The organism is Hwanghaeella grinnelliae, from assembly GCF_004005845.1.
In the GTDB taxonomy this organism is placed as follows: Bacteria; Pseudomonadota; Alphaproteobacteria; order UBA8366; family Aestuariispiraceae; genus Hwanghaeella; species Hwanghaeella grinnelliae.
The window spans coordinates 55,984-78,317 of sequence record NZ_SADE01000003.1 but is presented as its reverse complement, the minus strand read 5'-3'; the positions used below and the strand labels follow the sequence as shown (position 1 = coordinate 78,317).

14 protein-coding genes are annotated in these 22,334 nt (G+C 58.7%); 7 read left to right on the top strand and 7 right to left on the bottom strand.

Annotated elements, in window-relative coordinates; all coding sequences use genetic code 11:
- The first annotated feature begins 13 nt into the window (after positions 1-13).
- Both EOI86_RS17400 and recA read left to right on the top strand, forming a co-directional pair.
- Positions 14-2,149, top strand: a complete 2,136-nt coding sequence (locus tag EOI86_RS17400) for a response regulator (RefSeq protein WP_127766640.1) — start codon at positions 14-16, stop codon at positions 2,147-2,149.
- A gap of 246 nt (positions 2,150-2,395) precedes the next feature.
- On the top strand, positions 2,396-3,496 hold the full coding sequence (recA, locus tag EOI86_RS17395; protein ID WP_127766638.1) for a recombinase RecA: 1,101 nt from the start codon (positions 2,396-2,398) through the stop codon (positions 3,494-3,496).
- A 105-nt stretch (positions 3,497-3,601) separates the two neighbouring features.
- Here recA and EOI86_RS17390 read toward each other — a convergent pair whose 3' ends face one another.
- Positions 3,602-4,135, bottom strand: coding sequence for a PAS domain-containing protein (locus EOI86_RS17390; RefSeq protein WP_127766636.1), 534 nt, complete (start codon positions 4,133-4,135; stop codon positions 3,602-3,604).
- 236 nt (positions 4,136-4,371) lie between these two features.
- Here EOI86_RS17390 and alaS point away from each other — a divergent pair, with 236 nt between their 5' ends.
- The 4 genes from alaS to EOI86_RS17370 all read left to right on the top strand — a co-directional run bounded on the left by alaS (position 4,372) and on the right by EOI86_RS17370 (position 12,365).
- Positions 4,372-7,026, top strand: a complete 2,655-nt coding sequence (alaS, locus tag EOI86_RS17385; protein WP_127766634.1) for an alanine--tRNA ligase — start codon at positions 4,372-4,374, stop codon at positions 7,024-7,026.
- Positions 7,027-7,221: 195 nt separating this feature from the next.
- Positions 7,222-8,976, top strand: coding sequence for a chloride channel protein (locus EOI86_RS17380; protein WP_127766632.1), 1,755 nt, complete (start codon positions 7,222-7,224; stop codon positions 8,974-8,976).
- Positions 8,977-9,075: 99 nt separating this feature from the next.
- Positions 9,076-11,487 (top strand): ATP-dependent helicase, encoded by a 2,412-nt coding sequence (locus EOI86_RS17375; protein WP_127766630.1) that lies wholly within the window; start codon positions 9,076-9,078, stop codon positions 11,485-11,487.
- Positions 11,484-12,365: a 50S ribosomal protein L11 methyltransferase gene (locus EOI86_RS17370; protein ID WP_127766628.1), complete on the top strand. Its 882-nt coding sequence runs from the start codon at positions 11,484-11,486 to the stop codon at positions 12,363-12,365. Before EOI86_RS17375 ends, EOI86_RS17370 begins: the two co-directional genes overlap by 4 nt.
- A gap of 133 nt (positions 12,366-12,498) precedes the next feature.
- Here the strand turns inward: EOI86_RS17370 and EOI86_RS17365 are convergent, their stop codons facing one another.
- A complete protein-coding gene (locus EOI86_RS17365) occupies positions 12,499-12,705 on the bottom strand; it encodes a DUF1127 domain-containing protein (protein ID WP_127766626.1) in 207 nt (68 codons plus the stop codon).
- A 278-nt stretch (positions 12,706-12,983) separates the two neighbouring features.
- On the opposite strand from EOI86_RS17365, the gene EOI86_RS17360 reads away from it, so the two are divergent.
- On the top strand, positions 12,984-14,996 hold the full coding sequence (locus tag EOI86_RS17360; RefSeq protein WP_127766624.1) for an aminopeptidase P family protein: 2,013 nt from the start codon (positions 12,984-12,986) through the stop codon (positions 14,994-14,996).
- Positions 14,997-15,017: 21 nt separating this feature from the next.
- Here the strand turns inward: EOI86_RS17360 and EOI86_RS17355 are convergent, their stop codons facing one another.
- The 5 genes from EOI86_RS17355 to lpxC all read right to left on the bottom strand — a co-directional run bounded on the left by EOI86_RS17355 (position 15,018) and on the right by lpxC (position 22,268).
- The gene (locus EOI86_RS17355) at positions 15,018-16,352 is read right to left on the bottom strand and encodes a S8 family serine peptidase (protein WP_127766622.1); all 1,335 of its coding nucleotides are present in this window, start codon (positions 16,350-16,352) and stop codon (positions 15,018-15,020) included.
- Positions 16,353-16,548: 196 nt separating this feature from the next.
- Complete coding sequence (gene ligA / locus EOI86_RS17350) at positions 16,549-18,663, bottom strand: NAD-dependent DNA ligase LigA (RefSeq protein ID WP_127766620.1); 2,115 nt, start codon at positions 18,661-18,663, stop codon at positions 16,549-16,551.
- Positions 18,660-20,333 (bottom strand): DNA repair protein RecN, encoded by a 1,674-nt coding sequence (recN, locus tag EOI86_RS17345; protein WP_127766618.1) that lies wholly within the window; start codon positions 20,331-20,333, stop codon positions 18,660-18,662. The genes ligA and recN overlap by 4 nt, the downstream gene beginning before the upstream one ends.
- Before the next feature lie 16 nt (positions 20,334-20,349).
- Positions 20,350-21,165 carry an outer membrane protein assembly factor BamD gene (locus tag EOI86_RS17340; protein ID WP_127766616.1) on the bottom strand — a complete coding sequence of 272 codons (816 nt, stop codon included), beginning with the start codon at positions 21,163-21,165 and terminating at the stop codon, positions 20,350-20,352.
- A 134-nt stretch (positions 21,166-21,299) separates the two neighbouring features.
- Positions 21,300-22,268, bottom strand: coding sequence for a UDP-3-O-acyl-N-acetylglucosamine deacetylase (lpxC, locus tag EOI86_RS17335; protein ID WP_420810099.1), 969 nt, complete (start codon positions 22,266-22,268; stop codon positions 21,300-21,302).
- Between the last annotated feature and the right edge of the window lie 66 nt (positions 22,269-22,334).

Below are 22,334 nucleotides of genomic sequence, written 5' to 3'. Positions count from 1 at the left end.
AGCGGCAAGCAACGTGCGGCGCAACGCAATCCTGATCGCGCTTTGGGTTACGGGGATGGCCGCCGTCGGCGGCGTTCTTTATGGCGCGGGTACGAATACAATCGCCCTTGCGGTCACGCTTGCCGTGATGACTGCCCTAGGTCTCTTCGTTTTGTTTACTGGTGGAAGCTTGGGCGGCGGGCCCATTGGGGCCGGTGCCGGTGCCGCCCGCGCTGCGGCGAATACGGCGGCTCTGCGCCAGGCCTTGGAACACTTGGACGAAGCTGTTGGCGTCGAAGAAGTGTCCGGGGACGGTCTGTCGGGCAAACCGCGATATCTCGACCCTCTGTTCCTGCAGCTATGCGGTCTCGAACCGGGCGAAGAGCCGACCGAGGCTGTTCCCGCGCTGCTCGCCAAAGCGTTCTCTGATGCCGGAATATCGGAAATGCCCGATGGCGGATCGGTGCCCAGCGGAATCGAAGCAGCGGCCAAGGCGGCCCTTAATGAGGCGCGTAGTCTTGAGGTAAGCGGCCCCGGACCGCGCAACGACGCGAAACGCTATCAGATTCAGATCGTGCCGGTCGGTGAGGGCCTCCGCGTTTGGCGAGTGCGCGACGTCACCGATGTGAGGCGGTCGGAGGATAAAGCTCGCGACCGCCTGGCGGTTCTCTCGCGGGCGCTCGAAAATGCGCCCTTCGGCTTGCTCTTGTTGGACAGGGACCGACTGGTCCGCGAAGTGAACGCCAGCTTCCGTCAATTAATCGGCCGGGATTCCCTGAATGGCGCGTCTTTCTTAGACCTTTTCAAGGAAGAGGACAGGCCCGCCATCACGGCGATGCTGGACGAATTGGAAAACCGGCGTGCCGCGGGGCCGCTCGATGTCTCACCGGAGTCGGGGCAGGAGGTTTCGCTGACGCTTCATGTCTCGCGTTCCGCTGAAACCCGCGGTGGCAATGGCGGCATGTTGGTCTATGTGCTCGATGCGACGGAACGCAAGCGTCTGGAAATGCAATTTGCCCAGTCGCAGAAAATGCAGGCCCTGGGCCAATTGGCCGGCGGGGTGGCGCATGACTTCAACAATATGCTGACCGCCATCATCGGTTTCTGCGACCTCGTTCTGCAGCGCCACCATCAGGGTGAGCAGACTTTCGCCGATGTCATGCAGATCACCCAGAACGCCAAGCGTGCTGCACGTCTTGTGCGCCAATTGTTGGCTTTTTCCCGCCAGCAACCGTTACAGCCGCGGTTGACCAATGTGACCGACATTCTGGCGGAGATTTCGTCCCTCCTGCGCCGTGTGCTTGGGGAACGGGTTACCTTGAAGATGACGCATGGTCGGGACCTGGGCTTGATCAAGGCCGACCACAGTCAGCTGGAACAGGTCGTCATCAATCTGGCGGTCAACGCGCGTGACGCGATCGACGGCTTCGGTGAATTGAACATTGAAACCAGCATGGTCGAATTTACCGCGCCGACACCGTTGAGCGGCGAGACAGCGCCTCCGGGTCGGTATCTGGTGATTGCCGTGATCGATACCGGTGCGGGCATTCCAGACCAAGTTCGCAGCCGGATCTTCGACCCGTTCTTCACGACCAAAGGCATTGGCGAGGGAACGGGTCTGGGCCTTTCCATGGTGTATGGAAGCCTCCAGCAAATGGGCGGGTTCATTACGGTCGACAGCAGGACCGAAGGGGAAACCGGAACGACCTTCCGGCTCTATATTCCGGAAGCAGCGCCGCACGGGACGGAAATACAGGATGACTTGAGCGCGGCGGGGCCGGAAAGCGATGTGACCGGCGGCGGAGAAATCCTGCTGGTAGAGGACGAAGACCCGGTGCGGCTTTTCAGTGCCCGCGCCCTGCGCAGCAAGGGCTATGTCGTGACGGAGGCGCGCACTGGCGCGGCGGCATTGGAAATCCTGGCGGAGAATAAATTCGATTTGCTTGTCACCGACATGATGATGCCGGAAGTTGACGGGGCAACGCTGATCAAGACGGCGCGGAAAGATATGCCGGACCTGCCGGTTGTCTGTATTTCGGGATACACCCAGGAAGCCGTTGCCAAGGAAATTACCGCACTTCCGAAGGTCTATTTCCTGCCGAAGCCGTTCAGCCTGAAACAGCTAGCCGGCAAAGTGAAGGCCGCCCTTCAACCCGAAGGGCAGGGTTGACCCTAAAACCCGCCGTCTGACGCCCCGGGGAGTCGGCAGGATCCAATTGGCCGATTCGCGCCGACCGATGTTCCGCAAACTAGAACACCCTGGACCGTCGAGAGTCTTATTGAGAACATAAATAAAACAAGGTCTTGCAATGCGGGGAAAAAAGGAACAAAAAAAGAACTTGAGAACGAGAACAAAATATGTACATTGAGCCCGTTGCGCGCCGATAGCGCCTATGACAGAAACGGGGACGATCACATGAGTCAGACGGCATTGCGCCTAGTAGGCAAGGACGACATGGACAAAAACAAGGCTTTGGAAGCGGCCCTGGGGCAAATCGAGCGAGCATACGGTAAAGGCTCGATCATGAAACTCGGCCAACAGAAGGCGCTCGATATCGAAGCGATTTCGTCTGGATCGATCGGTTTGGATATCGCGCTCGGGATTGGCGGTCTGCCGAAAGGGCGCGTCATCGAAGTATACGGCCCGGAAAGTTCGGGTAAGACGACGTTGGCATTGCATGTGGTGGCCGAAGCTCAGAAGCGCGGCGGCACCTGCGCCTTCGTCGATGCGGAACACGCGCTTGACCCTGTCTACGCGAAAAAACTGGGGGTCAATGTCGATGAATTGTTGATTTCCCAGCCCGACGCGGGGGAACAGGCCCTAGAAATCGCCGATACGCTGGTTCGGTCCGGTGCGGTTGACGTGCTCGTCATCGATTCCGTCGCCGCGCTGGTGCCCCGGGCGGAACTGGAAGGCGAAATGGGCGACAGCCATGTCGGTCTTCAGGCCCGTTTGATGAGCCAGGCACTGCGTAAGCTTACTGGGTCGATCAACCGTACGAATTGCATGGTGATCTTCATCAACCAGATCCGCATGAAGATTGGTGTGATGTTCGGCAGTCCTGAGACGACCACCGGCGGCAACGCGCTGAAATTTTATGCCAGTGTTCGGTTGGATATCCGCCGGATCGGCCAGATCAAGGATCGGGATGAGGTTGTCGGCAACCAGACCCGGGTCAAGGTGGTGAAGAACAAGGTGGCCCCGCCGTTCCGTCAGGTTGAATTCGACATCATGTATGGCGAAGGCATTTCGAAAACCGGTGAACTGCTCGACCTTGGCGTCAATGCCAGCATCATCGAGAAATCGGGGGCGTGGTTCTCTTATTCCGGACAGCGCATCGGCCAAGGCCGTGAAAACGCCAAACGGTTCCTGACGGAAAACACCGACATGGCGTCGGAAATCGAACGGAAGATCCGCGAGAATGCCGGCGTCCTGGACAGCGCCATGTTGGAAGGCCCCGCCGAGAAAGAGGCTGCGGAAGCAGCGTTGACACCGGAAGACGATCCGCAGGCCTAGTAACAAGAACGTTCATTCGCCAACAAGACGGCCCGCCTGGAATGTTCCCGGCGGGCCGTTTTTTTCTTATCCTGTTTCCGGCGAAGGTTCCGGTGAAACGTCCGCTCAGGCCTCTGGGCCGCGGAACAATTCGGCGATCCCGATGATATGGGACACGCGTCCAGTCAGATCGATCAGGGGACAGTCGATCGACTCAAAGGTGTTCCTGTTGCGGTTGTTGCCGTTGATCGTCCCGTAACTGTGATGACAGACCCGTCCTTCGGCAACAGTATCCAAATACGTCGAAACCGGCATGGAAAACGCGGCAAAGGACCGCTGGACTTCGACATCGCTTTGGAAACCGCCGTTATACAGGCGTTTGAACTCTTCGCCCTGCAACTGATAACTCCAAGCGCCACTGGCCGTACGCACGACGAGAAACATATGGGCGGCATGGGGTAGCATTGTCAGAATATCAAAGGCGTTCCGTGTCGGCAGGGCGTCGTGCCGGGCGACATAATCGGACCACCACGTGAAAAGCTTCCGTGCGCCGGTTCTAACGATAACGCTGGAATCGGTTAGTTCCTGATCCTTGATTTTCGAAAACCCGTCGAGAACCGTAAAGGGCTGCTCGTTCAGGGAGGCAAGTGGCATATTCATATCAATTTTCCAAAAAAAGTGCTGGGCTAAAAAGTTCCTTCCTATGTGGGTGTTAAATCATGAAATCCTAAACAAAAGGTTTCCAGGCGCCATATTGGTTAATCTGTGGGCCATGGAAGTCCCTGACTTCCTGGACACGGTGGCTGCTGCAAGCTAGTAAATGCGGCCCGCTCCGGGCCGCAAAGGACTTCCAACCGGCGGGGCAGGCGACACAGGGATTTGACAGGGTACGGATCATGATCAGCGCGAACGACATTCGCACAGAATTTTTGCGGTATTTTGAGAAGAACGGCCATCAGGTCGTTTCGTCATCGCCGCTTGTCCCCCGGAACGACCCGACCCTGATGTTCACCAATGCAGGGATGGTTCAGTTCAAGAACGTATTCACGGGTCAGGAAGAGCGCGACTATAACCGTGCCACAACGTCCCAGAAATGTGTGCGAGCCGGCGGTAAGCACAATGATCTGGAGAATGTCGGCTATACGGCACGTCATCATACGTTTTTCGAAATGCTCGGGAACTTCTCCTTCGGCGATTATTTCAAAGACCTCGCCATCGAACTGGCCTGGAACCTGGTCACGAAGGAATTCGGCATCGACAAGGAACGCCTGCTGGTCACGGTCTATTCGGAAGATGAACAAGCTGCCGATCTGTGGAAGAAGATCGCCGGACTGACCGACGAAAAGATCATCCGGATACCGACCTCAGATAATTTCTGGCAGATGGGCGATACCGGCCCTTGCGGCCCGTGTTCCGAAATTTTTTATGATCACGGCCCGTCTATCCCGGGTGGCCCGCCGGGTTCACCGGATGAAGACGGTGACCGGTTCATCGAAATCTGGAATCTCGTCTTCATGCAGTTCGAGCAGATTGAACCGGGGAACCGGGTCTCTTTGCCGAAGCCGTCGATCGATACGGGCATGGGCTTGGAACGCATCACCGCTGTCCTTCAGGGCAAACACGACAATTATGAAGTCGACCTGCTGCGGGTGATTATGGAAGCCTCGGCGGATTTGACGAATACCGATGTGGACGGGCCCCAAACAGCCAGCCACAAGGTTATCGCCGACCATGTCCGGGCCTGTTCTTTCCTGATTGCCGATGGTGTCCTGCCGTCCAATGAAGGGCGCGGCTATGTGCTGCGCCGGATCATGCGGCGCGCGATGCGCCATGCCCATATGCTGGGCGCGGCCGACCCGGTGGTTTACAAGCTTGTTCCGTCGCTGACGTCGATGATGGGGCAACATTATCCCGAGCTTACCCGCGCGGAATCCCTTATCACCGAAACGCTGAAGCTTGAAGAAGAACGCTTTAAGGCGACCTTGGATCGTGGCTTGCGTTTGTTGGAAGATGAGACGACGAAGCTGGGTGAAGGGGAGGCTTTGAACGGCGGCGTCGCGTTCACGCTTTACGATACCTATGGGTTCCCGCTCGACCTGACCCAGGACATCCTGCGCGGCCAAGGCCGTTCGGTCGATACGGACGGATTCGACACGGCGATGGAACAACAACGCGCCAAGGCGCGCGCGGCATGGGCCGGTTCCGGCGACGCGGCGACCGAAGCGGTCTGGTTCGAATTGAAAGAGGAGGTCGGTGCCACCGAGTTCTTCGGGTATGAGACGGAGCGCGCGGAAGGTGTTGTCACCGCCATTGTAAAAGATGGGGCCGCGGTCCAAGAACTGAAGGAAGGCGAGGAAGGTGTTATCATCGCCAACCAAACGCCGTTCTATGGCGAGTCCGGTGGGCAGATGGGTGATACCGGCGAGTTGATCGGTCCGGATGGCCAGACCTTCACCGTCACCGATGCGCAGAAGAAAGTTGAGGACATGGTCCTCCATGTCGGCCGTTCTACGAAGGGTGATTTCAAGGTCGGCGATGCGCTGGACATGAAAGTCGATGGAACCCGCCGTTTGAAACTGCGCGCAAACCATTCCGTCACACATCTTATGCATGAAGCGCTCCGCCGGGTTCTGGGTGACCATGTCACGCAGAAAGGGTCACTCGTCGCGCCCAATACGATGCGGTTCGACTTCGCGCATCCCAAGCCTATGACGGCGGAGGAGATCGAAGCGGTCGAGAAGATCGTCAATGCGCAGATTCGCGAAAACAGTCCCGTTACCACCCGGCTAATGACACCGGACGCGGCTGTCGAAGCAGGTGCACTGGCCTTGTTCGGCGAAAAGTATGGCGAAGAGGTCCGCGTGGTTTCCATGGGGGCGCCGGAATCGGAGAACCGCGTTTATTCGACGGAACTTTGCGGTGGTACGCATGTTAATCGAACCGGTGATATCGGCGCGTTCCGCATTATCGGCGAGGCGGCAGTTGCCGCCGGTGTCCGCCGTGTCGAATGTCTGACTGGGGAAGCAGCGCTCGACTATGCCAGGGCACGAGATCGCAAATTGCAGGATATCGCCGGGGCATTGAAGACGGCGCCGTCGGATGCGCCGGAGCGTGTGGTCAGCCTGTTGGAAGAACGCCGGAAACTGGAACGTGAAGTCTCCGATCTGCGCCGCAAGCTTGCCGCCGGTGGCGGCGCATCGGGCGGGCCGGAAGCAAAGGACGTGGCTGGAACGAAGTTCGCATCCCGCGTGTTGGAAGGGGTGCCGCCCAAGGAACTGAAACCGCTGGTCGACCAATTGAAGCAGCAGGTAGGGTCCGGTGTCGTTGCGATCGTGGCTGTAAACGACGGCAAGGCCTCGCTGGTCGTTGGCGTCACCGACGACCTGACCGCTACGCAGAACGCGGTCGACCTGGTCCGTGTCGGGTCACAGGCAATCGGCGGCAAGGGTGGTGGTGGCCGTCCCGATATGGCGCAGGCGGGCGGTCCTGACGGGGCCTCGGCAGCGAAAGCGATTGAGGCGATAGAAGGGGCCTTGGCAGCGGGCGCCTGAGCACTTCCCGTGCACCGGATACTCCATTGGTTTCTATATGAAATCGAATAGAGAGTTTGCGGCCTTAACGTCCCTATGCTGTAGTCTTGGAATGCTTGTGCATCCTGTGCAGGCGGGGCTCTGCACGCTTGAAACCGTGCCGGAAATTAGCCATGCGCGTCTCTTCGCGCCGTATGGCTCTGTCGGAGGTGACCGGTGACGCTACTGCGCCCGGGAGAGGTTCTTGAAAGACTCGGACGGGTTGGCCGCCACGAGCAACTGGTGCTGTCTGCCTTGGCAGTGGCGGTCGGTTTGATCGGCGGCGGTGCGGCTATCGTGTTCCGTGAGGCAATCGCGTTCTTCCAATTGTTGTTTTATGGCTTTTCGTCCGAAATGGTGCATAGCCATATGGCGGGCATAGCTTGGTGGCACATCCTGGGGGTCACCACGGGCGGTGGCCTTGCGGTCGGTCTGATCATCTATTGGCTGCAGCCTAACCGTCAGAATCAAGGCGTCGCCGATGTCATCGAAGCGGAAGCCCTGAAAGGCGGTGAGTTACAGTATAAGACCGGTTTTACGGCCGCCTTGGTCAGCGCGATTACGATTGGCAGTGGCGGGTCCGCGGGGCGGGAAGGGCCCGTTGTCCATTTGGCGGCGTGTTTGAGCGCCTTGTTTTCCAATATCTTGCATTTGGACCGAACGCAGCGACAGACCATTTTGGGGTGTGGTGTGGCCGCTGGCGTGGCGGCGTCTTTCAATGCCCCGATTGCAGGGGTGTTCTTTGCGCTGGAAGTGGTCATGGGAAACTACGCCCTGACCGCATTTGCCCCGGTCGTGATCGCGTCTGTTACAGGTACCATCGTGTGCCGCATTTATTTTGGTGACTTTCCAGCCTTCATCATTCCGTCGCACGAAATTGTGTCGTTTTGGGAATTTCCAGCCTTCGCACTTCTTGGCTTGGTCAGTGCGGTCGCGGCGACCAGCTTCACTTGGTCAATCGGCGTCGTCCGCCGGATCGGCGAAAAATCACCGATACCGACATGGGGGCGCCCGGCAGTTGGCGGGCTGGTTGTCGGCGCGATAGCGATCTTTTTTCCGCAGGTGCTGGGCGTCGGCTATGAGGCGACGGATGAGGCTTTGAATCAGGTTTTGCCTCTTCAGATGCTGATCACCTTGGCGGTTCTGAAAACGGCGGCTACCGCGGTAACCATTGGCAGCGGTGCGGGCGGTGGTGTGTTTTCTCCCTCACTATTCATCGGAGCGATGGTCGGTGGTGCGTTCGGGGTGATCGCAACGATTGTTCTTCCGCAACTTTCATCCGGGCATGGGGCTTATACCTTGGTCGGCATGGGGGCGGTAGCGGGGGCCGTGCTTGGCGCGCCGATGAGCACCATCCTGATGGTCTTCGAATTGACCGGGGATTACGAGCTTACAATCGGTGTGATGATCGCGACGGTCATATCCTCACAAGTCACGCAGCTGACCTTCGGTTATTCCTTCTTCACCTGGCAATTGGCGCAACGCGGCGTCAGTTTAATCGGCGGGCGTGAGGCGCTGGTCATGCGGTCCTACCGGGTTGCGAACATCATGCGGAAGGACCACCACGCCATTTTGGATACCGCCAGCTTGGCCGAAGTCAGGAAGAAATTGGGCGCGGTCCCTTATGGAGAGCTTTTCGTTATCGACAAGGAAGGCGGCTTGGTCGGTACCGTCATGCTCCGTGATATGAAGGAATACGCTTTCGACAGCAGCAATGACGAGGCGATGACTGCGGTCGATGTCGCACGCCGCGGCGCGCCCTATGTGAAAATCGGTGACGATTTGGGACGCGCGATGGATCTATTGGAGAAATGCGGTGAAGAACATGTCGCGGTGATTCAGGAAGCCGGTGCAAAGAAGCTATTGGGCGTCTTGCACGAACGTGATGTCCTCAGCGCTTATCACCGCGCCGTTCAGGAAACCCGAACCTGACGGGCCGGCCCTTCTGCAGATTTTTCCTGCGAAGAATGACGGGAAGTTCGACGGCTTCGGCTGGATGGATCCTGTCCGACTCGCTATATAGAAACGGACATGTCCGACAGCTTTTCTGACGACCCCTTGGCTTATGACGATTTGGGTGTGCCCGGCGCGCCGCAAGGCCCTGCGCCTGCACATCCGCGTGCGGGCCCGCCGCCCTGGCTGGAGCGTTTGAACGAAGCGCAGCGCAAGGCGGTCGATACGCTTGACGGACCCCTGTTGGTGCTGGCCGGTGCCGGAACGGGCAAGACACGGGTGCTCACGACGCGTCTGGCCCATTTGATTCATCAGGGTAAGGCCAGGCCGTATCAAATTCTATGCGTCACCTTCACCAACAAGGCCGCGCGCGAAATGCGCGAACGCGTGGCCGAATTGGTGGGCGGGACGACCGAAGGCATGTGGCTTGGCACCTTCCATGCCCTGGCAGCGCGCATATTACGCCGGCACGCCGAATTGGTGAGCTTGAAGCCCAGCTTCACCATTTTGGATACGGACGACCAGATCCGTCTGCTGAAGCAGATCCTTCAAGCGGAACACGTGGACGAAAAGCGATGGCCGGCCCGGATGCTGATTCATGTCATCCAGCGTTGGAAGGATAAGGGATTGGCGCCGGACCGCGTTGGCGCCGGTGAGGCTGGTGACCTTGTCAACGGCAAGGCCGTCGACATCTATCGCCAGTATCAGGAACGCCTCATCACGCTGAATGCAGCTGATTTCGGTGACCTCATGCTGCACAACTTGACGATCTTCACCAAGCATCCCGATGTGCTGGAACAGTATCAGCGGATGTTCCGGTATTGTCTGGTCGATGAATATCAAGACACCAACGTGTCCCAGTATCTGTGGCTCCGCCTGTTGGCGCAGAAGAACAAGAACATCTGCTGCGTCGGTGATGACGATCAGTCCATCTATGGCTGGCGCGGCGCGGAAGTGGGCAACATCCTGCGGTTCGAAAAGGATTTTCCCGGCGCGGCCGTGGTTCGGTTGGAACGGAACTACCGTTCGACGCCGCATATCCTCGGTGCTGCATCGGGCTTGATCGCCAAGAATGAAGGCCGTTTGGGTAAGACCCTGTGGACCGACGAGGAGGATGGCGAGCCTGTCCGTGTGCGGGGCGTCTGGGATGGCGAAGAAGAGGCCCGACAGGTCGGCGACGAGATCGAGACCCAACATCGTAAACGCGTCAGCTTGGATGAAATGGCCATCCTGGTGCGGGCCGGTTTCCAGACCCGCGAATTCGAAGAACGCCTGATCACCCTCGGTATTCCCTATAAAGTGATCGGGGGGGCGCGGTTTTATGAACGTGAGGAAATCCGGGATGCGATCGCCTACCTGCGCGTTGTCGCTCAACCGGCGGACGACCTTGCGCTGGAACGCATCATCAACAAGCCCGCCCGCAAGATCGGCAAGGCGACCGAGCAGGCGATACATGACCTGCAACGGCGTACCGGAGATCCGATGTATTTCGCGGCACGACAATTGGTCCAGACCGACGAATTGAAGCCACAGGCGCGGAATGCGCTTACCGGCATTTTGAATGACTTCGACCGCTGGCGTTCCATGGCTGACGGAATCGGTCAGGTCGAACTCACCGAAACGATCCTGGACGAGTCCGGCTATACGCTGATGTGGCAGCAATCGAAGAAGCCGGAGGCACCGGGCAAGCTTGAAAACCTGAAGGAACTGACCGTCGCGATGGAGGAATTCGCGACGCTGGGCGAATTTCTGGAACATGTCAGTTTGGTGATGGATAACGAGGACAGAAGCGATGAAGAGCAGGTCAGCTTGATGACCCTGCACGCGGCGAAGGGTCTTGAGTTCGATGTCATTTTCCTGCCCGGCTGGGAAGAAGGTTTGTTCCCCAGTCAACGGACGATGGACGAAAATGGCATGGCGGGCTTGGAAGAAGAGCGACGCTTGGCCTATGTCGGTCTTACCCGGGCACGGAAACGCGCCTTTATCTCCTTCGCGGCCAACCGGCGCATTCACGGCCAATGGACCAGCGCCATTCCGTCGCGTTTCATAGACGAATTGCCGCAGGACTTTGTCGAGGTCGAAAGCGACCGGGGCGTCTATGCCGGTATCGGCGGCGGCAGTGCGGAAGACCGTGCCGACTTCATCTATGGTGGGGGCTATTCCGGCGGCTACGGTGCGGGCCGGTCCGCGGGTTCGGATGTCAGCTTGCGGTCCGATGGCCCCGATCCACAGGCCTATCGCAGCGCCGGCGGGGGGCCGGGATGGCAACGGCTGCGCCAACGCGGCGTGGGCGGGACCAAACCGCCGGTTATTGAAGGGCGGGCTGAAAGCAGGATTGTCGAAAGCCATGATTTCGGTGAGGGTGAACGCTGCTTCCACCAAAAATTCGGTCCCGGTACGATCATGAAGATCGACGGGGACAATTTGACCATCGAATTCGATAAGGCCGGGACGAAACGTGTGGTCGCCGGTTTCGTGGAACGCACGTGACCGACTTGTACAAGATCGAATTCCTACTGCCCTCGGCTGAATCCTCCGGTCCGATGGAACTGGTCTTGGAACCCTTCGCCGCTGTGGTGACGTGCTTCGAAACACCGGGCAGCGATACCTGGCGCTTGGAGGCCTATTGCACGGAACTGCCGCCCTACGATTTGGTCGAAAAGGCCATTTCAGATGGCGCGCGGATTGCCGGTATACCCGCACCGGAATTCGTGGCGGGGCCTGTACCGCAGATCGATTGGGTTTCAGAAAACCAGAAGAGCTTCACACCGATACGGGCCGGGCGCTTTTTCGTCTATCCCTCCCATTTCGACGGCAAGGTTCCTGCTGGTAGCTTGTCGATCTGCATGGATGCCGGGATGGCTTTCGGCACCGGTGAGCATGGCACCACGAAAGGGTGCCTTCTGATGATCGAAGCGGTGCTGAAACGTCGGCGGGTGGCTACGGCACTCGATCTCGGTTGCGGCACGGGAATTTTGGCGATCGCGACGGCTTTGGCGTCCAAGGCGACGCAGTTGACCGCCAGTGACATCGATCCGGACGCAGTTGCGGTGTCGATCGAAAATTGCCGCATCAACCGTTTGCAAACCCGCGTCCGGCCGGTTGTCAGCGATGGCCTGGACAGGCGTGAGCTTAACCGGCCAGGCGCCTATGATCTGGTCATCGCAAATATCCTGGCAGGCCCGCTTCAGAGGCTGGCTCCTGGCATCGCACGAGTCGTGGCGCCGGGCGGTGATGTGATTCTATCCGGATTGCTTGAAGATCAGGAAACGGCGGTTTTGGCCGCATACCGTCGCCAGGGCCTTTACCTTCGCGGACGAAAGCGCCTGGACGGTTGGTCCACGTTGCTCTTGAGCCGCAAGGCCTGAAAAATCCCGGCGGGAATGTTGCCTTGAAAACGGAAACGCCCCGCAACCATGCCGAGGGAGGAATTCGGCGGGCTGCGGGGCGTGGTACTAAGTCACCGCAAAGGGACTGTTGTTGTCCCTTTATAAAGATCGATTAGCGGGCCGGAACCTTGCCGGAGGACTGCCATTCGATCAGGTCGCCGCGGCTAAGGCCGACGTCTTCCAGCAGGCGGTCATCCAGGGATTCAAGCGCGGCAAACGCTTTACGATCCTGATAAGCTTCAACAATTCTTCCGATGAAAGCGGAGAAGAAATTCGAATTTTTCGCCGGCGCGGTACCGGCAGAAATGACATGAGCCATGATCTACCTCAATTCTTATAAGGTTTAAATTTCAGCGCATAACGCGCCAGCGGTTTCAATGACGGTGATATGGCTGGCCGGAGCGCCAATGACCAGGGCTTAGATCGCAGTGCTGCAATGCGTTTTTGGTATGGCATCACCGATAAGTGACATAGATCACACCTTCTGCCCGTGGCGCCGGCCATTGGTTGGCAGCGGCCGGCTTGCCTCCCGGCCGGGACTTCCATAGCTTTCCGGAAGATATAGATAGTCCTCACGAAGTAATTGGAGCGGGTGCCATGACGGTCAGCGAAGCCGTAAACTTGTTGCGTGAATCCGGCGTCGATATTCACGACGCGGACCTGACAAGCTTCCTGAAAGGGGTGGTGGCCGGGCCCAGACAGCTGGATACGGCATGGATGGACTTGCTGGGCGGTGGGCTTTCTCCTGCTGCGCGCGACGCTCTCGACCAATGCCGGGCCGAACTGGAGCAGTCGCTTGATACCGGGCTGGGACCGGGCCCCGCGCCAGCGGAACGGTTGGATCAATTGCGCAAGGAACTGGCGGAGCGTGGTTTGGACGGTTTGGTCATACCCCGCACCGACGAGTTTCAAGGCGAATATATACCGGCCAGGGCCGACCGGTTGGAATGGCTGACCGGATTCAACGGTTCCGCCGGCGCCGCGGTCGTTGGGCAAACCAAGGCAGCGATCTTCGTGGACGGGCGCTACACGCTTCAGGTTGAAGACCAGGTCGACACGGAAAGGTTCACGGTTCGTCATTTGGTATCGGAACCGGTTCCCGACTATCTTGAACAGGTCTTCGGACCTGATCAAAAAATTGGCTTTGATCCGTGGCTTCATACGCGCAACGGCTTGTTGGGATTGCAGCGCGCCGCGAAAAAGGCCGGTTTCACATTGGTGCCTTTGGACGACAATCCGATCGATGCGGTTTGGAAAACACAACCCGCGGCACCGCTGACACCGGTGCGGCCGCACGACATGGCCTATGCGGGCGAAGCGTCCGCCAGTAAACGCGAACGCTTGTCTGAGGTTTTGAAGAAGGATGGCTTGAAAGCGGCCGTAATAACGGCCAGTGATTCCATAGCATGGTTGCTGAATGTTCGTGGCGGGGATGTCAGCCGCTGTCCGCTGCCTTTGTCATTTGCCATCCTTCATGACGATTCCACCGTCGATTGGTTCATTGATGACAGGAAGTTGCTTCCAGGTCTGACCGATCATCTCGGCAATGGTGTTGCGGTTCGCCCGTTCGATGATTTCGCGAATGCCCTGGCTGGTTTGGGGGCGGACGGCGCCGCGGTTCGGGCGGATCCGGCGACGGCAGCTTCCGTTGTCTTCGATAAACTGCTGGAAGGTGGCGCCAAGGTGGTTGAGGACAGTGATCCCTGCCTGTTGCCGAAAGCGTGCAAGAACGATGTCGAACTGGCCGGTACGCGGGCGGCGCATGGACGAGACGGTGCGGCGGTCACCCGCTTCCTGTCTTGGCTGCCAGCAGCCGTTGAGGCGGGCGGCGTCACGGAGTTGTCCGCCGCCGACCAACTTCAGGCTTTTCGGTTTCGTGATCCGTTGATCAGGGACCTTAGCTTCGACACTATTTCCGGTGCCGGACCGGATGGGGCGATTGTGCATTACCGCGTGACGGAGGAAACCGACCGCCCGTTGCGTCCGGGAGAACTCTATCTCGTTGATTCCGGTGGGCAGTATCTGGACGGCACGACGGATATCACGCGCACAATAGCAATCGGCGAGCCGACCGCTGAGATGAAGGATCGATTCACGCGTGTGCTGAAAGGCCATATCGCCATCGCAACGGCGCGCTTTCCGGCGGGCGTTAATGGCGGTCAGTTGGATGGTTTCGCACGGCAGTTCCTATGGTCGGTGGGCCTGGATTTTGATCACGGAACGGGCCATGGCGTCGGCAGTTATTTGAATGTTCATGAAGGACCGCAACGGATATCGAAGGGCGTCGGCGGCGTATCCCTCCAGCCCGGGATGATCCTGTCGAACGAACCCGGTTTCTATAAGACCGGGGAATACGGGATCCGGATCGAGAATCTCGTCGTGGTGACGGAGTTGGAAGGGCAGGGGTTGGGAGAAAAACCGTTACTCGGTTTTGAGACGATCACATTCGCACCGATAGATTTGAATTTGGTCGAGGTCTCGTTGATGACGGAAAGCGAACGGGCTTGGTTGAATGACTATCATGCGGAGGTTCGCCGCAAGGTCGCTCCCCAATTGATGGATGACGCCAAGGCGGTGGCTTGGTTGGAGAATGCCACCCGGCCGATCTGACGCCGAACCGATGGTGCCGTCTTACCGGCAGGTCGGTTTCAATCGGACCAAGCCCCATCCGAAAGCATCGTCCTTGCCGCTTTGGCCAAGATCCTTTGTGTACCGTCTAAGGCTGGCGCGCAATTGATCGGGGTCGGTCGGGAAACCCGCATCAAGATGAATGGCGACCATGGCTGTGATGAAGGGCGACGCGAATGATGTGCCGCTCTGCAGCTTCAACCCATCCGGTACCGTGGTTACAAGGTTCACGCCCGGCGCGGAAAAGTCCACATAAGCCCCTTGGTTCGCCTGTTCGTAGATGTTCAACTGATTGTCGATGGCGGTCACCGCGATCACCTTCGGGTGGGCGGCCGGCCAGGCAGGTTCGGCACGGGGGCCATTGTTTCCCGCGGCGGCGACCACGACGACACCCTCTTCCAGCAACTTGTTCAATACGAAGGTCATCACGCCATTGCCGCCACCGGCGATGGACATGTTGATGACGCTGATGCGGTTCTTGAGCAGCCAATCCGCCGCTTTCAGCATATTGCCGAGGTTTCCGACCTCCTTGCCGCCGCGCATCTCGAAAATACCGGCTGCGTAGAGGGAGGCACCGGGTAACAAGCCGCCTATATTCTTATCAGCATCGGCTGGCCGTCCGACCAACATCGAAGCGACCGCGGTTCCATGCGCCTCCCCAGCGGGCTTGCGATCCTTGGCGTTGAAACCTTCGTAAGAGACACGTTGTTTGCGAAGTGGAGGCGTATTGATATCGACGGCGCCGTCGATCATACCGATCCTCATACCCGCGCCGCAGCCCGGCGAGACGGGACCCCAGCCGACAAAACCCCGGGAAAAATCCGGGCCGAAACGCCCGGCGGACAGGTCGAATGTCTGGTTCGTATCGACGAGTAGGTCCGGGAAGTCCTTCTTAAGTTTTCGGAGGGCGCCTTTTTCGCTCATGCTTGGCGGGATGCTGACGCGCCATACTTCAGCGCCCATTGCGTGCAGCCGCATTTCTTCCAGGATCCTGAAGCCGTCGTTTTCAAGTTGTGCCCGGATGTTTCGGGCCGGATTCACCAGAAGCAATTGTCCCCGCATCAGATTGCTGGGACTGATTTTGTTTATTTCGCTTTCGCTGGGGGGCGTCGCATCCGGCGTTTCGGTCTTTTCGACCTCCAGTTCCCGACCGGTCCCCTTATCCAGAATGATGGGCCTGCCCTCAGCGTCGCGTTTCAGAATTCGCCAGGATGGAGACGGAGGATCCCCCAGATTGTCTTGCGCCCATGCAGACGAGGCGAACGAGGACAATGCCAGAGTGAAAACGAATACCGCCGCCGTGACCGCGCGAAACACGTATCGCCCCCAGTCCGACATCGCTATTCATCCCCTCCACAAGACATCACAACAGATACACTCGCATAGCATACACGCATCACGGGTGTTTTTCGGTTGTCAGAAGAACCTCTGGGGGACTCTCACCTAAACTTGGTTAATCCCGGGTTAATCCCCGTTCTGTGCCCAGCTTTGCCGGGTTTGTTTCTTTGGGAAGGCCTAAATGTACCCTAGCGGGTCACGAAGCCTGGATCATGGCGAGCCAGTCATCCTCGCTCAACATGGCAACACCTAGCTCAGCCGCCTTCTTTGCCTTTGACCCGGCATCCGCGCCCACAACCACATAGTCGGTTTTTTTCGACACCGAACCGGAGACCTTCGCGCCGAGAGATTCTGCACGGGCCTTGGCTTCTCCTCGGCTCATTTTTTCAAGCGTACCGGTGAAGACGACTGTTTTTCCGGCCACAGGAGAGCCTTCGGTACTGGGTGTCTCGACGTCGGTCACAGTGAGGACGGCAGCCAGCGACGCCAGCACATCGATATTATGCTCTTCACCGAAAAAGGCTGCCAAACTATCGGCGGCGGTCATGCCGACCGTGTCGATGCCGACAAGTTCCGCATAGTGCGTGCCGATCAGTTCCGGCTTTTTGTGTTCGTCTGGATTAGCTTTACGTTCCGCCGAAACGGCATGCATGGCGTTTTCCCATGCCGTGTAGGAGCCATAGCTGCGGGCTAGAAGCTTGGCCGTCGTTTGCCCAATATGGCGGATTCCGAGCGCGTAGATGAATCGGTCGAGCGGAATTTCCGTCCTGTCCCGTATGGCATCCAGCAGGTTGGTGATCGACTTGTCCTTCCAGCCTTCCTTGCCGTTCAGGTTTTCCGCCTTCAGCGCGAAGATATCGGCCGGATGCCGGATCAACCCGTCATGCCAGAATTCTTCGATGCTTTTTGTGCCCAGCCCTTCGATGTCGAAAGCATCGCGGCTGACAAAGTGCTTCAAGCGTTCCACTGCTTGGGCGCGACAAATCAAGCCGCCTGTGCAACGCCAGTCGACCTCGCCTTCCGCCCGCTCCACGTCGCTGCCGCATTCCGGACAGGCCGAAGGAAAGGCGTAAGGCGCGCCGCCACCATCGGTCACTACCTCCAATACCTGGGGGATGACATCACCGGCCCGCTGGATTCGAACCGTATCGCCTTCCTTAACGCCAAGCCGCGCGATTTCGTCTTCGTTATGCAGCGTCGCGCGCGACACAGTAACCCCGCCGACCGTCACAGGCTTCAAATTCGCGACCGGCGTCAGCTTGCCCGTCCGGCCGACTTGGACGGTGATGGCCTCAATGATGGTTTCGGCCTTTTCCGCGGCGAATTTATGGGCAATCGCCCAACGCGGGGCGCGGCTGACTTGGCCCAAACGTTCTTGCCAATCCAGCCGGTTTACCTTGTAGACAACACCGTCAATATCGAATTCGAGTGTCGCGCGCTGGTGATCGACCATGCGGTAATACTCGATTACTTCCTCAACGCTGACGCAGAGTTTGGCCGGGTGGTTGAGTGAGAAGCCCAACTCCGCCAGACGTTCCCTTGCTTCCGCCTGGGTCGCGCCCAACGGCGCGGAGACATCGCCCCAGGCATAGCCGAAGAAATGCAGCGGGCGGGAAGCGGTAATGTTTGGGTCCAACTGCCGCAGTGACCCCGCGGCGGCGTTTCGCGGATTTGCGAATACTTTGTTGCCGGCGCTTTCCTGACGTTCGTTCAGGGCAAGGAATTCGTCCTTGCGCATGTAAACCTCGCCACGAACCTCGAGGACTTCCGGTGCGCCTTTCAGGACATGCGGTACGTCCTTCAACGTCTTCATGTTGGCGGTAATGTCCTCGCCCTCCGTGCCGTCACCCCGCGTTGCGGCATAGACCAGTCGGCCATTCTCATAGCGCAGGGATGCGGACAGACCGTCGATTTTCGGTTCCGCCAGAATTTCTACATCCTCCGAGCCTTCCAATCCCAGGAAACGGCGCACGCGGGCAACGAATTCCGCAACGTCTTCGTCGGAAAATGCATTGCCCAGCGACAGCATCGGGCGCACGTGTTTGATCTTGCCAAAGCCGGACTTCAATCCGCCGCCCACACGGAATGTCGGACTGTCCTTTCGGACAAGGTCGGGGAAGCGTGCCTCGATTTCCTCGTTCCGGTGTCGAAGCCTGTCGTATTCTGCGTCCGTGATTTCCGGCGCGTCTTCCTTGTGATAACGCGCATCATGATAGGCGATGTCCATGGCCAGTTGGGCCAGTTCGCGACGGGCTTCGTTTTCATTTAAGTCCGCAACGGGCTTAAGGTTCGGGCTGCCGGTTTCGCTCATGCGGCGTCGCTCCCCTGCAAAAGACGGCGGGCGGCGGCACGCGCTTCCTCCGTCACATTGGCGCCCGACAGCATACGGGCAATTTCCTCCAAACGGTCTGCATCATCCAAGGCATCCACGGCGGTAATCATGGCACCGGCGGATTCACCCTTGGCGACGCGCCAATGGGATCGACCGAGGGCGGCGACTTGCGGTGAATGGGTAACGACGAGAACCTGGCGTGATTGCGCGAGTTGCCCCAGCCTCTCCCCAACCGCGGCCGCCGTGGCACCGCCGACCCCGCTGTCGACTTCGTCGAAGATCATGGTCGGCGCACCGCCACGTTCAGCAAGGGTTACTTTCAGCGCGAGCAGGAAGCGGCTCAATTCCCCGCCGGAGGCGATCTTGCCGATTGGCCCGGGGGGGGCGCCGGGGTTCGTGGCGACCAGGAACTGGATGCGGTCCAGCCCATGCGGCCCCCATTCCGTTTCCGGCAGATCCGCAATTTCGGTTTGGAAGGTGGCTTTCTCCAGCTTCAACGGGGGCAGTTCCCCGTTTACACCGCCGTCGAGCTTGCCGGCCGCCTTACGGCGTTTCGCGGACAAGGCCTTGGCGGTATCGATGAATTTCTGCTTTTTTGCCTCGGCCGCTTTTTCCAGTTCGGCTAGGCGTTCCTCGCCGCCGTCGATCATTGCGAGTTGATCCTTAAGGGCGGTGATAACCTCCGGCAGGTCGTCCGGATCGCCGCCATGTTTGCGCGCGGTTTCCCGCAAGGTGAACAAGCGCTCCTCCACCGTCTCCAATCGCCCTTCGGAGGCATCGATACCGGCGACGGCCCTAGCAAGTGCTCCGGATGCTTCCTGTAATTCTATGGCGGCCCGGTCGATGGCAGCCAGGGCATCGGCAAGGTCTCCGCCGACCTGTTCAGCAACGGCCTCAAGGGTCCTGGCCGCCTGCCGCAACTGAAGGTCGGCACCCTCGGAACCATTGAGAAGATCGTCCGCGGTATTTGTTGCAGCCACGATCTGTTCCGCGTTCCGCAGCAGGGCGCGCTCGTCCGAAAGGGCATCCTCTTCACCCTTTTCAGGGCCGAGTGTTTCCAATTCCTCAAGGGAGAAGCGCAGAAAGGCTTCGTTTTCCCGGCTTTTTTTTGCCTTTTCCCGGGCGGTGACGACGGCTTTTTCCGCCTCCCGCCAAGCTGCATATTCAACGGCGCAGCCGGGTTCGCCGCTGCCGAGGCCGGCATAGGCGTCCAAAACCTCTCGATGGGTCGCGGCATCCATCAGACCTTGTTGGTCGAATTGCCCTTGGATTTCCACCAACGCGGTGCCGACAAGCCGCATCAAACCCACACTAATAGGTTCGTCGTTCAGATAGGCACGGCTGCGCCCATCGGCGCCTAATGTCCGGCGCAAAATGATTTGGTCCGCTGGCTCGATCCCATGCTCTTCGAACATTGACGCGAACGCGCCGGGATCACGCGGTTCGAAAACCGCGGTGACGACGGCCTGCTGGCTTCCGTGACGAACGAGGCGGGATTCCGCTCTGGCGCCGATGGCAAGGCCCAGAGCATCGAGCAGGATGGACTTGCCGGCGCCGGTTTCCCCGGTCAGGACGGCAAGCCCGGCGGAGAACGAAAGATCCAACCGTTCAATCAGGACAACGTCACGGATGGAGAGGTCCGTCAGCATGGGTGCCTTCGAGCGGTCAGAATGCCCATGACCATAGGGAGGAGAACCAGCCTTTATCTGACTGGGCGAGCGAACGCCCCTCCAGAAGGGTGAAGCTATCAGCGTACCACTCACTGCCCGGATAGTTATAGCCGAGAACGGCACCCGCGGTTTGTGCCTCATCGGTAACGCCGAGCATCAGATAGCATTCGACGACCCGGTGCAGGGCTTCGGGCACATGGGTTGTCGTCTGGAATTGGTCTATCACCACCTTGTAGCGGTTGATCGCGGCCAGCAGTTCACCCCTGTTCTGATAGAAACGGCCGATTTCCATTTCCTTGCCGGCCAGATGGTCCAGCGTCAGGTCGATCTTCAACTCGGCGTCGCGCGAATACGCGGTTCCTGGGAAGCGCCGGGCGACTTCCCGCAGCGAATCCAGCGCGAGGCGCGTGATCTTTTGATCGCGGCCGACGTCGACGATTTGCTCGTAGTAACTGATGGCGCGCAGATAATATGCGTAGGCTGCGTCGGGACTGCCCGGATGCAGGTCAATGAAGCGTTCCAGCGCAATGACCGCTTCGTCGTACTCGTCATCCAGGTAATAGACATAGGCCGCCATTAGCTGCGCCTTCGTCGCCCAGATAGAGTAGGGATGCTGCCGGTCGACTTCCTCGAAGTTCTGCGACGCGACTTCAAAGTCTTCCGCTGCGAGCGCATCAAGCGCCGTATTATAAAGCTCTTCCGGCGGGCGCTCCACATAGGGGATGGCTTCGTCGTCGGAACAGCCGGAAAGAATGCCCAAAACCAAAAGGCCTGTGGCTGCGACAATCCCAAAGCGTCCGGAAAGTTTCATGCTGCACATCTGCATCTGAAAAGATAGATACGGTCACACCCCTGCCGTCAACACTCACGGTCAAGCGCGCCTTATACCGCGAACGGTATAAGCGGAATTCGGCATAAATCCAAGTGGAGGGATTTAGGGGAAGATTACTCAGCCGCGGTCAGAAAGGCACCGCCAACCGGCAGGATATCGACATCAACGACTTCCCAATTCGCGGGGTCGGCGAAAACCGCGCGCAACAGCTTGTTGTTCAGGGCATGTCCGGCCTTTTCGGCGACCACATGACCCATGATCGGATAACCGGCCAGCGCCAGGTCACCGATGCAATCCAGGATCTTGTGACGTACGAATTCGTCCGTGAAGCGCAGCCCTTCGTCATTCATGACGCGATCACCATCGATCACAACAGCATTTTCCAGACTGCCGCCGCGGCCCAGCCCGGCTTTGCGCATCGCTTCGACTTCGTGCAGGAAGCCAAATGTGCGCGCCTTGGCGATATCGTTGCGGAACAATTCCGGCGAAACCTGTACGGCAAGGTTTTGACGCCCGATTGCCGCAGAATCGAAATCGATGACCATTTCAACGATGAATTCGTCGGCCGGAGATATCGTCACGGTGCTGCCGCCATGGGTGACTGTCACGTCACGCAGGATACGGACCGCCTTACGGGGCGTTTCCTGCCCGGCGATACCCGCGCATTCCAGCAGGAACGCGAACGGCTCTGCGCTGCCATCCATGACCGGAACTTCCGGGCCGTCGAGTTCGACCAACAGGTTGTCCACGCCCAAACCGGCGATGGCGGACATCAAATGCTCAATCGTTGCAACCGACGCGCCCGCATCGTTCGCGATCGTGCTGCAGAGGGTGGTGTTTGTGACCGCGTCGTAGCGCGCCGGGATCTCATTGCTGCCATCTTCCAAGTCGGTGCGGCGAAAAACCACGCCATGACCTGCCGGTGCGGGGTGCAGGACCATCGAAACGGGCGCTCCCGAATGAAGGCCGACACCGCGGCAGGAAATCGATGATTTTATCGTTTGCTGGAACGATATTCCGATACTGGAATGCCCGGATGACTTTCCTACCGTACCGACGTTTTCACTAAGACCGTCAAGCATATCGCCCCGCACTGGAAGTATCTCTCAAAGTAGTTCCAAGACAAATCAACTAAACCCGGGCCAACC